The sequence below is a fragment of the Pararhizobium sp. P1_E7 genome (assembly GCF_056405855.1).
The window spans coordinates 26181-38712 of the sequence record NZ_JBFUBH010000030.1 but is presented as its reverse complement, the minus strand read 5'-3'; the positions used below and the strand labels follow the sequence as shown (position 1 = coordinate 38712).

Below are 12532 nucleotides of genomic sequence, written 5' to 3'. Positions count from 1 at the left end.
GGTCGGGTTCCGCGCCGCCTTTTGCCATGACGAGATCGCGCGTATCGGCGACTGGATGCGGGATCACGGGATCGGCTGGGTGGTGCGCACGCTTGCCGCCCAGGGCGCCGAGGCCCGCAATGGAGAGACGGTCCTGCGCACGGCCGGGTTTCACGTCGACGTCGCCGATGTCACCGGCGCCGGCGATACCTTCGGTGGAACGCTGACCTGGTGCCTGGCAAAGGGACAGCGCTTCGACGAAGCACTGGACTTCGCCGTTGCTGCCGCCTCCCGGGCCGTGACGATCCATGGTCCGCGTGGCGGCAAGGCATCCGCTGACGAAATTCGCCGCTGGCGCGACGAGCAGCGTAGATAACGCGATAGCACTGGCGAAATCCAACCCCTGACCGGGAACTGTTACTTTTCTGATGGCGCGCGCAGGCCGGCCGGTTCATGTCCGATGGCCTGCCGCGGGGAGTTGCATCAGGCACCGCAAATCATCCCATCATTGACTCCGGGCACGGAAACAACGAGAATTTAGCGCTACTTAATATAATAGAACCTGCCGGCCGCGGCTGCTAACGTGCTTCGAGAAGGAGTTTCGCATGGCAAGGCTTGTTTCCGGCCCCGTCGCCCAGGCGAAGCGCTCCGGTTTAGGCAGCGGCCCGGCAACAACGGCCGGGGGATTATCCAGAAATTTTCTACTGGCGGCCGATCCCGAATGGTTGATCAGTGTCGGGCGCCTCGTCACAGCGCTCTTCGCCGTCCTGGCTGTCTACCTTGACCCCACCCAGCCAGCGGCGTTTCTGGATGAATCGCGGATAACCCTTGGCCTGTACGTGCTCTTTGCCCTGCTCCTGGCCCTGTTTCCCTTGCGCATGCCGCTCGACAGTCCGATCCACCTCATCGTTCACATGGTTGATGCGGCAGTGCTTGGCTGGCTTGCATTCTTAACAAACGAACTCACCAGCCCGTTTTTTTCCTTTCTACCGTTTATCATGCTGGCGATGACCATGCGCTGGGGCTTGAGGGGGGCGATACTCGGCGCGCTCACCATGCAAATCGTTCTGGTGATCGTCGGCTTGCCCGATCTGGAAGACGGCGAATCCGAGCTCAACGTGTTCATTATGCGTGCCACCTATTTCATGGTCGCGGCGGTGATGCTTGGTTATTTCGGGGCCTATCGCGAACACCATCGTCAACGTCTGACGCAGCTTGCCGACTGGCCATTCGATGCCATTACCGGCCATCGGGCGTCCTGGCTCGGAGGATTATTCAAACACGCAGCTGGAGTTTTGGGCGCCTCCCGTCTGGTTGTCGTTTGGCGGGATCAGGAGCAGGACGTTGGCTGTGTCGCCTATTGGCTGAACAGGGAATTGCGGCTTATAGACATCCAAGGGGCAGCATTCTGGGACCAGCACGATCCGGAGCATTTGCTCGACTTTGGCCGCAGCGAAGCAGCCACGGTCAACGCAAAGGAGTTGGCGGCCATTCTGCGCGATCTACCGGAGCTGGCAAGCGAGGCGCACAGGCCCGTCAGATATATCTGCTCGGCAATGTTTTCCAGCGTTCGATATCGCGGCCGGGTCTTTGTCATCGATCCGGCCTGTCGGTCCGACGAATGCATTTCGCTGACCGAAATCATTGCCATGAGGTTCAGGTCAGAGCTGGAGCGCCTGGCCCTGATGCAGCAAACAACCGAGGCGGCGCGGTCGGAGGAGCGTGCCCGCCTCGCCCGGGACCTGCATGATAGCATCCTGCAGGATCTGACCGCGGCAAGTCTGAAGCTCAAGCTCATTGCCAAATCGGTGCCGGACGAAGCGAAGGCGAATGTGGTTGATGTCAACACACTTGTCTTCCATCTGCAGCAGCGCATCAGACGGTATGTCGAGGGGCAGCGATATGCCGATGCGCCACTTAACCAGACGCTGCCGGGCCTGATCAAGCTTCTGCAGCAGCAGTGGGATTGCCAGATCGAGATGTCCCTTGATCCGCCGGACATCGAGCTGCCGAAATCGCTGCTGCATGAAATCATGCAGCTTGTTTCCGAGGCCACTGCCAACTCCATCCGGCATGGCAAGGCGACGCACGTGCGGATCGGGCTTGTACGGGTCGACGGGTGGCTTGAACTTGAAATCTCCGACAATGGATTGGGGATAGAAACGGACGCTGTATCGAAACGGCCTTCATCGCTGTGCGCGCGTGTCAGCGAACTCAAGGGGAACCTGACGGTCGGCCGCGCGTCGCCGGGGCTTAATCTGCTTATTGCCTTACCTTTGAAACAGGAAGCCTGCTGATGTATTCCGTGGTGCTCGCCGACGATCATCCTTTGCTGCTTCGCGGACTGCAAGGCCTGCTGAACGCAGCAGCGGAATTTGAAGTTCTCGCAGCAACCGCGAGCGGGACACAGGCGCTGTCGCTTATATGTGATCTCAGGCCCGATCTGGCCGTGCTCGACGTGTCGATGCCGGATACCGGCGGGCTGGAAATTCAGCGAGCCATCGTTGAGAAGCGGTTGCCGGTGAAAGTGATTTTCCTCGCTGCGACCCTGACGGGCCGCCAGATCGCCGATGCCATTTCCATGGGGGCCTGGGGCATCCTTTTGAAGGAATATGCTCCCGAGGCGCTGCTCGACTGCATGCGTCAGGTCGCAGGCGGAGAGAAATGGTTGCCCGCGGAGCTGGTGACCAGGGCAACGAGCGCGCTGCCGTCCAACAGCCCGCAAAAACTCAATCTGCTGACCGCGCGCGAGCGGGAGGTCGCGGTGCTGATCTGCGGAGGATTGTCAAACAGGGCGATTGCACAGAAGCTGGGAACAACGGAAGGAACGATCAGCATCCATCTGCATAACATCTATCGCAAGCTGGCGATTACCAATCGCACCACGCTCGCCGCACTCCACGTCCAATATACGGCCACCCAAAATGGCTGATCAAACCGGTGCCACGCGGGGCCGTATGGCCAGAATTGTTCGGGTCATGCTCGGGTTGATCGTCGGGGTAACGTTTGTCTACCTCGCCATGCGCAATGTCAGCTTCGAGGAGGTCGGCTCCCTGCTTCGTGGTGCGGCCGTTGCGCCGCTCTTGCTTGCCATCCTCGCCTTTGTCGCCGATTTCCTCCTCAGGGCAGTCCGGTTCTGGATGATGCTGCAATCGACGAGCGGCCGCCGCCTCCCCTTGCGGCTGGTGATCGGTCCCTTTATCGCCAGTTTCGGCATGAGCGATGTCCTTCCATTGCGGGTGGGGGACGGATTTCGGATTTTGTGGTTCAGCCGCCAGTTCTCCATTCCTGCAGGCACGGTCATCGGCACCATGATCGTCGAGCGTATCCTCGATCTCGTCACCATCGTCCTTCTGGGCGCCATGACACTGGCATTGGTGGATCTGACGGCTTCGCCCGCACTGGTGTGGAATTTCCAGCTTTTGCTCATCATCTCGCTTGCCGGCGGTTTGGCGATGTTGTTTTCCCCCGCACTGCTGTATCGCCTGTTCGAAAGACTATTCCATCGAATAAGCATCGGTCCTGTCGCCGCGTTGATCGCTGCATTGCAGGCTGCATCGCAGGCCGTCACGCAATTCAGCTCCTGGCGCAGTCTGACCACGCTGACGGCCATGTCGCTTGCCTTGTGGCTTTTGGAAAGCGTCGTGTTTCTCGGAGTCTGGGTCAGTCTGGGCGGATCAACCGATGTTTTGTTGAAACCGCTGCTGGCATTCGCCTTTAGCACGCTCGGGACGCTGATACCCAGTCTTCCCGGTCATTTCGGTCCGTTCGAATTTTTCGGGCTTCAAACGTTTGCGCTTGCCGGGGTGGAGACAGCCCTTGCAGCGGCCGTCGTGTTGCTGGCGCACCTTATATTGTGGGCGCCGACCGCACTCTTTGGCGTAGGCTGGCTGCTGTTTGCGGCGACACCGGATGTCTCGGGGAAGGTTCAGAACTCGGTCTGAACGCGGCTTGCGACCCTGCCTTGCTTCTAGGATGATGAACCTGCCAAGCCGCGGCTGGCGGCGATTTTTGCGCGTCATGAATGACGCGCAAAGCTGGCTGTAAGCCCACCGCGCCGGGCCAATCCTATTGCTTGCGCGGCCAGGTATCGGCGAGGCGGTAGCCAGCAGGCCATGGGTCATCGGGATCGAGCATGACCTGGTGGGTGCCGGTCACCCAGGCGCGGCCGGAGATTTCGGGCACGATCGCCTTCTGTCCGCCAACCGCCGTTTCGCCGACGATGCGGCAATCGAAATGCGAGCCGATGATCGATTCGCCCCGGAACTTCTGTCCGACCTTGATCTGGCCGCGGGCGTGCAGCACCGCCATCCGGGCCGAACAGCCGGTGCCGGTCGGTGAACGGTCGAGCTTGGCCGGCTGAATCACCACCGTATTGCGCCCATGCAGCATGCCGTCACGTTCTTCCACCGGCAGGGTCAGCTGGCAGAAGGAAATATGATTCCATTCCGGGTTTTCAGGATGCGAGAACCCGAGCTGCTCATTGGCGGCGCGGGTGATCCTGATGCCCGTCTCGGCCAGTTCGCGGGCCTCGTCGGGGGTGACCGAAAACCCGAGCGAGCGGGCGTCGGCAATGACGAAACTGTCGCCGCCATAGGCAGTATCGACCGTGAGCGTGCCAAGACCTTCCACTTCCAGCTTGGCATCGAGCCTGGCTGCGAAGGACGGCACGTTGGTGACGGTGATGCGTTCGGCCTTGCCGTTGCGGCAGGAGGCGACAACATCGACCAGGCCGCCCGGCGCCTCGAGCACCATTCTGGTTTCCGGCTCCTGCATCGGAACGATGCCGGTGTCGAGCAAAACGGTGGAGACGCAGATCGAATTGGAACCCGACATCGGCGGCGTATCTTCCGGCTCCATGATGATGAAGCCCATCGTCGCGCGCGGATCCTTTGGCGGCACCAAAAGGTTGATATGCCGGAATACCCCGCCGCGCGGTTCGTTCAGGACGAAATTGCGCAAGCCCTGATCCTCGGCGACGAACCGCCGCTGTTCCCACAGGGTCTTTCCGGGAGGCGGAGCGACGCCGCCGACGATCACATCCCCGACCTCACCTTCGGCGTGACAGGAAACGATGTGGATTACCTTGCTCGTGCGCATAGTCCTCTCCTTGTGGACATTCCGGGGCTGCCGGCCACCGCGGCGAAAGTCAGCCGATAGCCGGCATGTATCGCCTTGATAGAAATATTGGATCCAATATACAATGGCAATTTTCAAACGTGTCCACGAATATCCGTTCTGTTGCCTGAACATTGAATTGGACATATGACCCAAGGACGGGTGCTGACAGGGCTGCCGCTTTCGAACAACGGGGATTAGGGCCATGAAACTTGCTGCCGTCGATATCAGGCAGGCCGCATCCGCGGCCGATATCGTCTACGACGCCCTGCGCAAGGCGATCGTCGAGGGTGACCTGGCCGAAGGCGAGAACCTGAGGCAGGACCAGATCGCCCAGATGTTCAACACCAGCCGCATCCCCGTGCGCGAGGCGCTGTCGCGGCTGGAGCAGCATGGGCTGATCACCACCGAGCGTTACAAGGGGGCTGTCGTTGCCGGGCTGTCGATCGAAGAGATCGACGAAATCTTCGAATTTCGGGCCCTGGTGGAGGCCGAAGTCATCCGGCTTGCCGTGCCCAATCTCGATCATGCTACGCTTGCCGTGGCGCGCGGCTATTGTGAGGAATTCGGGCAAGAGACCGATTCCGCCCGCTGGGGCGAAATCAACCGGCGTTTTCACTACAGTCTCTATGCGGCGTCGCAGCGCCCTTATTATCTGCAGATCGTTCGCACATCGCTCGACAGGATCGATCGCTATCTGCGGGCGCAATTGACGCTGACGAATGGCATGATGCGGGCCAAGCGCGAGCACGAAGCAATTCTTGCAGCCTGCCTCAACAGGGATGCCGGCCTCGCGTCGCGGCTGACGCGGGATCATGTGCTGGATGCAGGACGGTCCCTTGTCGCCTTCCTTAGGGATCAGAGAGCCTGATATCGCGCAACGCCCGGCGCTGGCAGCACGGGCGAGACCGGCGGCCGCAGGGGCTGGTGAAGTCCCAAAAGTGTATCGTCACCAAGTTTATCATCGTCTTTTCCCGTCGCGGCTGCGGAAACTGTTGCTCCCGCCTCCAGGGAAAAGTATTCCTTTTGTCGACAAAGGATTTGATAAAATGACAGATATCGACATCAGCCCCATTCCCGAACGCAAGCGAGGCTCCGGCGTCAAGATGGTCTATGACCTCTTGCGCGACGAGATTCTCGATTTGGTGCTGCCGCCCGGCAGCCCGATAGACGAGGTGCAGCTGGCCGAACGGTTCAAGATGTCGCGAACACCGATCCGCGAGGCTTTGGTACGGCTTGCCGGCGAAGGACTGATCGATACGTTGCCCAACCGTTCGACGATGGTGGCAAATATCGATTTCCTCAACATGCACACCTTCTTCGACGCCCTGGTACTGATGTACCGCGTCACGACGAAGCTGGCGGCGCAGTATCACAGGCCGGAAGACCTGAAGGTGATTCGCGCCCATCAGGCGGAATTCGCCGCGGCCGTGCAGGCGCAAGATGCGCTGGCGATGATCGCCACCAACGCCGCATTTCATTCGGCCATCGCCGAAGCGGGCCGCAATCCCTATTTCACGGGTCTTTTCAACCGGCTGCTCGATGAGGGACGGCGCATGCTGCGGCTATACTACCAATCCTACGACGACCGGCTGCCGCAGCGTTTCGTCGAAGAGCACGACGACATGATTGCCGTGATTGCCGAGCGCGATGTCGAGGAAGCCGATCGCCTGGCCAGACTGCATGCCGAGCAGATCGTCCATCAGATCCAGAAATTGCTTGCCCGGGCAGACAGGCTCGACATGGCACTCTGACACTGAAATTCTTGTCGACAAATAAAATACAACGTGCAATATTGCTCCTGAGGCACAGGATTGGGGCAGCAAAGGTGCGCGCCGTTCTCTGTCTGTCCGGCAACGTCAAAAGGAGTTTGTTATGACGGCCAAAATCTTTTCTGGCGTGATCCCCGCGCTGATGACCCCTTGCAAAGAAGACCGCACGCCGGACTTCGACGCGCTCGTGCGCAAGGGAAAAGAGTTGATTGCCCAGGGAATGTCGGCCGTCGTCTATTGCGGTTCGATGGGCGACTGGCCGCTCCTGACCGATGCGCAGCGCATGGAAGGCGTCGAGCGTCTGGTAAAGGCGGGCGTGCCGGTGATCGTCGGCACTGGCGCCGTCAATAGCGCGGTGGCCGTTGCGCATGCCGCGCACGCGCAGGCCGTTGGCGCCCAGGGCCTCATGGTCATTCCGCGGGTGCTGTCGCGTGGCTCTTCCGTCGTTGCCCAGAAGGCCCATTTCAAGGCGATCCTGGCTGCGGCGCCGGATCTTCCGGCAGTCATCTACAATAGCCCGTATTACGGCTTCGCCACCCGCGCCGATCTGTTCTTCGCGCTGCGCGCCGAGCATCCGAATCTTGTCGGCTTCAAGGAATTTGGCGGCGTAGACGACATGCGCTATGCGGCCGAACACATCACCAGCCAGGACGGTGTTTCGCTGATGATCGGCGTCGATACCGCCGTTTTCCATGGCTTTGTGAACTGCGGTGCGACCGGCGCCATCACCGGCATCGGCAACGTCCTGCCGAAGGAGGTCATCCACCTGTGCAACCTGTCCCAGGCTGCAGCCGAAGGTGACGCAGATGCGCGCCTTCGCGCCCTGGAGCTGGAGCAGGCGCTTGCCGTTCTTTCCTCCTTCGACGAAGGCCCGGATCTCGTTCTCTACTTCAAGCACATGATGGTGCTGAAGGGTGACAAGGAATACGCGCTGCACTTCAACGCGACGGATGCGCTCACCAACAGCCAGCGTGGATATGTCGAGGCCCAGTTCAAGCTGTTCAACGGCTGGTATGCCGAATGGAGCAAGCTCGCTGGCGCCGTCCAGAAGTACAAAGCCTGAGCTGACGCTCGCCTGAACTGACAAAGGCCCTCCGATGGAGGGCCTTTGCATTTGTATGGGCTGCGGCGCAATGCGCCGGCTACTGCATAATTCCTTGAATCGGGATCGATCTAAGGAAAATTATGCAGTAAATTTAAAGTGCTACAGCGCCGCGCGTCATGAATGGTGCGCGGCGCTGTAGTGGCGGGCGCCGTTAAACTGCGTCTAGTCCGAGTGCTTCCAGCCGGTCGAGCTGTGCCATCTCCGAAGCCGTCAGAACAATGCCTCCGGCCTGCGATTTCGCCCGGGCGGCATAGCGCCGTTGCGAGGGCAGGCGGGCCCCCTGGCCGGTCATTGCTTCAAACAGGACTTCGGCCCGGGCAAACGGGTTGCCTGGACGATCCGCACCAAAGCCTTCGGGAGAAAAGGCGATGACCAGCTCGCCATGGGCGGGGGCAAGGGCCGTCGAACCAAGGGCATCGAGCACTTCCGGGCTGGTCAGGTCGCCAATCATGATGCCGGCCAAGAGCTCGATCATCGTGGAGATTGCCGAGCCCTTATGTTCGCCGAACGGCAGCATCGCACCGGCCAGTGCCGCTTCCGGATCGGTGGTCGGCTGCCCGGCCGAATCGATCGCCCAGCCCTCCGGCAAGGCTTTTCCGGCCCGCCTGTGCAACTCGATCTCGCCACGCGCTGCCACAGACGTTGCGAAGTCGAAAACATAGGGCGGCCTGCCGGGGCGGGGCCAGCCGAAGGCGAGGGGGTTTGTGCCGAGCAACGGCTTCGTTCCGCCGCTCGGTGCGACCGTCGCATAGCTGGGGCACATGACGATGCCGGCAAGTCCGAGCTCCGTCAGCGCCTCAGCTTCCGGCCAGAGCGCGGAGAAATGGGTGCAGTCATTGATAGCAAGCGCTGCAATACCGCTGGAGCGGGCGCGCTCCGCCAGCACCGGAAGACCAAGTTCGAATGCGGCATTGGCGAAGCCGCCCTTCGCTTCCACCTTGACGACTGCGGACCGGTGCTGCGGCAGAAGTTCGGGCTTGGCTACCGGATTGACTTTGCCGGCTTTAACGGTCCGCAGTGCGCCTTCGATCCGGTAGATGCCGTGCGATTTGCAGGCATCCCGCTCGGCAGCAACGATCACCCGGGTGATGGCCGCGGCTTGTGTCGCACTCAGCCCGGCCTTGGTGAAGATGGCTTTTACGCGCTCCTCCAGATCAGTGATCGTCAGGGTGTGTGTATCGCTCATGGTGTGCCCCTCCTTTTTAGGTGCAGGAATATCCAAATGGGTTGATATCCTGCATACAAAAAGTATACAAGGTTTCTTGACGCCATCCGGCACGCTTTGCTGCTGCAAGCACGTTTGAAAGAAAAGGATCTCCTCATGCCCTTTACCCCCAGCGGAAAACACCTTGTCGCAGGCGAATGGCTCGACGGCGCCGGCACCTTCGCCTCCTCGCCGGCCAAAGGGCCCGCGCATCAATTCGCCGTCGGGACCGTAGAGCTGGTAAACCGCGCCTGCGAGGCAGCCGAGGCGGCCTTCTGGAGTTTTGCCAGTACCGATCGTCGCACACGTGCTGCCTTCCTGCGCGCCATTGCCGATGAGATCGAAGCCCGCGCAGACGAGATTACGGAAATCGGTAGCCAGGAGACCGGCCTGCCCGAAGCCCGTCTGGCCGGCGAACGGGGCCGCACCACGGGACAGCTGCGGCTGTTTGCCAGCCACATTGAAAGTGGCGACTATCTTGACCGCCGCTTCGACGCGGCATTGCCGGACCGCCAGCCGGCGCCGCGCCCCGAGATCCGCCTCATGCAGCGGCCCGTTGGTCCGGTTGCGGTTTTTGGCGCATCGAACTTCCCGCTCGCTTTCTCGACGGCAGGTGGCGATACGGCAGCAGCACTCGCGGCGGGCTGTCCGGTGGTGGTCAAGGGGCATTCCGCCCATCCGGGTACCGGCGAGATCATCGCCCAAGCCATTGAAGCGGCCATCCGCAGCACCGGCGTGCATCCGGGCGTCTTCTCTCTCATTCAGGGCGGCAACCGCGATGTCGGTCATGCGCTGGTGCAGCACCCGCTGATCAAGGCGGTCGGCTTTACCGGATCCCAGGCCGGCGGCCGTGCTCTGTTTGATCTTTGCGCAGCGCGTCCTGAACCGATCCCGTTCTTTGGCGAACTCGGCTCGGTCAACCCGATGTTCCTGCTGCCCTTAGCACTTGAACAGAGAGCCGAAGGGCTGGGGCAGGGCTGGGCAGGCTCGCTCGTCATGGGCGCTGGCCAATTCTGCACCAATCCCGGCGTTGCCGTGGTCATCGACGGCGCCGCTGCCGACCGTTTTGCCGCGGCCGCAACAGATGCATTGGGCAAGGTTTCACCGCAGGTCATGCTGACGGACGGAATTGCCAAAGCCTATCACGACGGACAGGCGAGCTTTGCCTCCCGCAACACCGTCAAGCCGCTGCTGGTCACGGAATCGTCCGGCCGGGCCGCATCCCCCAATCTGTTCGAAACGACGGGCGAGCGGTTCCTGTCCGATCACGCATTGGGTGCGGAAGTCTTCGGTCCCCTTGGCCTTTTGGTGCGGGTGCAGTCACTGGACGAAATGGAAGAGATCGCTCGGGCGATCGAAGGCCAGCTGACGGTGACGTTGCACATGGACGACGCCGATATCGATGCGGCGAAACGCCTGCTYCCGCTGTTGGAGCGAAAGGCGGGACGCATCCTTGTCAACGGCTTCCCGACCGGCGTCGAGGTGGTGGATTCCATGGTCCATGGCGGTCCGTATCCGGCATCCACCAACTTCGGGGCGACCAGCGTCGGCACCATGTCGATCCGCCGTTTCCTGCGTCCGGTCTCCTATCAGAACCTGCCGGAGGCTCTATTGCCAAAGGACCTCCTAAAATAATCGTGCAGCGAGATGCCGCTTCGTTGGCGTTTATTGCGTAGAAGTTAGAAAATACGCATATTTGTGTACTTTTTGTATACGTCTTGTATTTTGTCGTTGATTTGCGGACAGGGAATCGAAATAGTGCACCTGCCGCAGATCGGCACATCCATCTAGGGAGAGAGATTAAGATGAAACTTTCGGTTCTCGCGCTCAGCCTTCTGGCCGCAACCGCACTGACCAGCCAGGCCCACGCCGACAAGCTGGACGATATTATCGCCTCGGGAACATTGCGTTGCGCCGTTGTGCTGGATTTCCCGCCGATGGGAGCGCGTGACGAAAGCAACAACGCCATCGGCTTCGATGTCGATTATTGCAACGATCTGGCCAAGGCCCTCGGCGTCACCGCCGAAATCGTTGAAACCCCGTTCCCCGAGCGTATTCCTGCTCTGATGTCGGGCCGCGTCGATGTCGGCGTCGCATCGACCTCCGACACGCTTGAGCGTGCCAAGACCGTCGGCATGACCATTCCTTACTTCGCCTTTGAAATGGCTGTGACCGCCAACGAGAAATCGGGCGTCAAGTCGTTTGAAGACATGAAGGGCAAAGTCGTCGGCGCCACGGCCGGCACCTATGAAGCCATTGCGCTGGAAGAACAGGTCAAGGCCTGGGGCGCCGGTGAGTTCCGCCCGTACCAGACCCAGGCAGACGTATTCCTGGCGCTGAGCCAGGGCCAGCTCGATGCCACCGTCTCCACCTCGACCGTGGCGCAGGCCAACGTCAAGACCGGCAAGTTCCCCGGTATCGCTGTCGTCGGCAAGGCGCCGTTCGACATCGACTATGTTTCCCTGTTCACCAACCGCGAGGAATATGGGTTCATCAACTTCCTCAACCTCTTCGTCAATCAGCAGGTTCGCACCGGCCGCTATGCGGAGCTGTACGGGAAGTGGGTTGGCGGAGAGGTTCCTGATCTCTCGGTAAACGGTGTTTATCGCTAATTGAACCGTTTCGCTGGCGGCGCGGACACTTCCGCGCCGCTGTCCTTCTTCAGGAGATGAAACGGCGATGTTGAACTACACCTTTCATTGGAACCAGGCGTTCAAGGCGCTGCCGCAKATGCTCGATGGCGCTGTGGTCACGCTGCAGATCGCGCTTCTGTCCATGGTTCTCGGGCTGGCAATTGCCCTGGCCCTGACGGCGTTTCGCCTTTCAGGCAATCGCATCCTCGGCGGATTTGCGACCACCTGGGTCGAGATCGCGCGCAATACGCCAGCGCTGTTCCAGATCTACATGGCCCATTTCGGGCTCGGCAATTTCGGCATCCATCTCAGCCCCTATACGGCGCTTCTGATCGGAATTGCCTTCAACAATGCAGGCTATCTGGCGGAAAACTTCCGGGGTGCGCTCAAGGCCATTCCCGACACCCAGGCCCGTGCCGGCCGGTCGCTTGGCATGACGCCGGTTCAGGCCTTCCGGCTGATCGTGCTGCCGCAGATGTTGCGCGTCGCCTTCTTGCCGGCGACCAACCAGATGGTCTGGGCCATCCTGATGACGTCGCTCGGCGTGACCGTCGGCATGAACACCGACCTGGCGGGCATCACGCAGGAGCTCAACGCGCGGTCCTTCCGCACCTTTGAATTCTTCGCCCTTGCCGCGGTGATCTACTACATCATTGCGAAACTCGTGACGCTGGCTGCCCGTCTGGTTGCCACGCGCATGTTTAAGTATTGAGAGAGGTGA

12 protein-coding genes are annotated in these 12532 nt (G+C 60.7%); 10 read left to right on the top strand and 2 right to left on the bottom strand.

Annotated features, from left to right (window positions below):
• The 4 genes from AC1D17_RS20780 to AC1D17_RS20765 form a co-directional block, all read left to right on the top strand.
• The coding region (locus AC1D17_RS20780) for a carbohydrate kinase family protein (protein ID WP_477567213.1) at window positions 1-355 on the top strand (355 nt) is incomplete at its 5' end.
• Window positions 356-584: 229 nt separating this feature from the next.
• Window positions 585-2276, top strand: coding sequence for a sensor histidine kinase (locus tag AC1D17_RS20775; protein WP_477567212.1), 1692 nt, complete (start codon window positions 585-587; stop codon window positions 2274-2276).
• Window positions 2276-2911 (top strand): response regulator, encoded by a 636-nt coding sequence (locus tag AC1D17_RS20770; RefSeq protein WP_477567211.1) that lies wholly within the window; start codon window positions 2276-2278, stop codon window positions 2909-2911. The genes AC1D17_RS20775 and AC1D17_RS20770 overlap by 1 nt, the downstream gene beginning before the upstream one ends.
• Window positions 2912-2936: 25 nt before the next feature.
• Window positions 2937-3923: a lysylphosphatidylglycerol synthase transmembrane domain-containing protein gene (locus AC1D17_RS20765; protein ID WP_477567210.1), complete on the top strand. Its 987-nt coding sequence runs from the start codon at window positions 2937-2939 to the stop codon at window positions 3921-3923.
• A gap of 124 nt (window positions 3924-4047) precedes the next feature.
• Here the strand turns inward: AC1D17_RS20765 and AC1D17_RS20760 are convergent, their stop codons facing one another.
• Complete coding sequence (locus AC1D17_RS20760; protein ID WP_477567209.1) at window positions 4048-5079, bottom strand: trans-3-hydroxy-L-proline dehydratase; 1032 nt, start codon at window positions 5077-5079, stop codon at window positions 4048-4050.
• Window positions 5080-5302: 223 nt separating this feature from the next.
• Between AC1D17_RS20760 and AC1D17_RS20755 the strand changes: the two genes are divergently transcribed.
• The 3 genes from AC1D17_RS20755 to AC1D17_RS20745 all read left to right on the top strand — a co-directional run bounded on the left by AC1D17_RS20755 (window position 5303) and on the right by AC1D17_RS20745 (window position 7932).
• Window positions 5303-5968, top strand: coding sequence for a GntR family transcriptional regulator (locus AC1D17_RS20755; protein ID WP_477567208.1), 666 nt, complete (start codon window positions 5303-5305; stop codon window positions 5966-5968).
• 178 nt (window positions 5969-6146) lie between these two features.
• Window positions 6147-6851 (top strand): GntR family transcriptional regulator, encoded by a 705-nt coding sequence (locus tag AC1D17_RS20750; protein WP_477567207.1) that lies wholly within the window; start codon window positions 6147-6149, stop codon window positions 6849-6851.
• A gap of 121 nt (window positions 6852-6972) precedes the next feature.
• Entirely contained in the window at window positions 6973-7932 is a 960-nt protein-coding gene (locus tag AC1D17_RS20745; RefSeq protein WP_477567206.1) for a dihydrodipicolinate synthase family protein, read from the top strand.
• A 193-nt stretch (window positions 7933-8125) separates the two neighbouring features.
• On the opposite strand, the gene AC1D17_RS20740 is transcribed toward AC1D17_RS20745, so the two are convergent.
• On the bottom strand, window positions 8126-9160 hold the full coding sequence (locus AC1D17_RS20740; RefSeq protein WP_477567205.1) for an Ldh family oxidoreductase: 1035 nt from the start codon (window positions 9158-9160) through the stop codon (window positions 8126-8128).
• 135 nt (window positions 9161-9295) lie between these two features.
• Here AC1D17_RS20740 and AC1D17_RS20735 point away from each other — a divergent pair, with 135 nt between their 5' ends.
• The 3 genes from AC1D17_RS20735 to AC1D17_RS20725 all read left to right on the top strand — a co-directional run bounded on the left by AC1D17_RS20735 (window position 9296) and on the right by AC1D17_RS20725 (window position 12523).
• Entirely contained in the window at window positions 9296-10813 is a 1518-nt protein-coding gene (locus tag AC1D17_RS20735; RefSeq protein ID WP_477567204.1) for an aldehyde dehydrogenase (NADP(+)), read from the top strand.
• A gap of 170 nt (window positions 10814-10983) precedes the next feature.
• Entirely contained in the window at window positions 10984-11790 is an 807-nt protein-coding gene (locus AC1D17_RS20730; protein WP_264221801.1) for an ABC transporter substrate-binding protein, read from the top strand.
• A gap of 67 nt (window positions 11791-11857) precedes the next feature.
• A complete protein-coding gene (locus AC1D17_RS20725) occupies window positions 11858-12523 on the top strand; it encodes an amino acid ABC transporter permease (RefSeq protein ID WP_477567203.1) in 666 nt (221 codons plus the stop codon).
• Window positions 12524-12532 lie beyond the last annotated feature (9 nt).

Coding starts and splice junctions, on each gene's coding strand:
- AC1D17_RS20760 (WP_477567209.1), bottom strand. CDS start 5,079: ATGCGCACGAGCAAGGTAATCCACATCGTTTCCTGTCACGCCGAAGGT.
- AC1D17_RS20755 (WP_477567208.1), top strand. CDS start 5,303: ATGAAACTTGCTGCCGTCGATATCAGGCAGGCCGCATCCGCGGCCGAT.
- AC1D17_RS20740 (WP_477567205.1), bottom strand. CDS start 9,160: ATGAGCGATACACACACCCTGACGATCACTGATCTGGAGGAGCGCGTA.
- AC1D17_RS20750 (WP_477567207.1), top strand. CDS start 6,147: ATGACAGATATCGACATCAGCCCCATTCCCGAACGCAAGCGAGGCTCC.
- AC1D17_RS20745 (WP_477567206.1), top strand. CDS start 6,973: ATGACGGCCAAAATCTTTTCTGGCGTGATCCCCGCGCTGATGACCCCT.
- AC1D17_RS20770 (WP_477567211.1), top strand. CDS start 2,276: ATGTATTCCGTGGTGCTCGCCGACGATCATCCTTTGCTGCTTCGCGGA.
- AC1D17_RS20730 (WP_264221801.1), top strand. CDS start 10,984: ATGAAACTTTCGGTTCTCGCGCTCAGCCTTCTGGCCGCAACCGCACTG.
- AC1D17_RS20775 (WP_477567212.1), top strand. CDS start 585: ATGGCAAGGCTTGTTTCCGGCCCCGTCGCCCAGGCGAAGCGCTCCGGT.
- AC1D17_RS20765 (WP_477567210.1), top strand. CDS start 2,937: ATGGCCAGAATTGTTCGGGTCATGCTCGGGTTGATCGTCGGGGTAACG.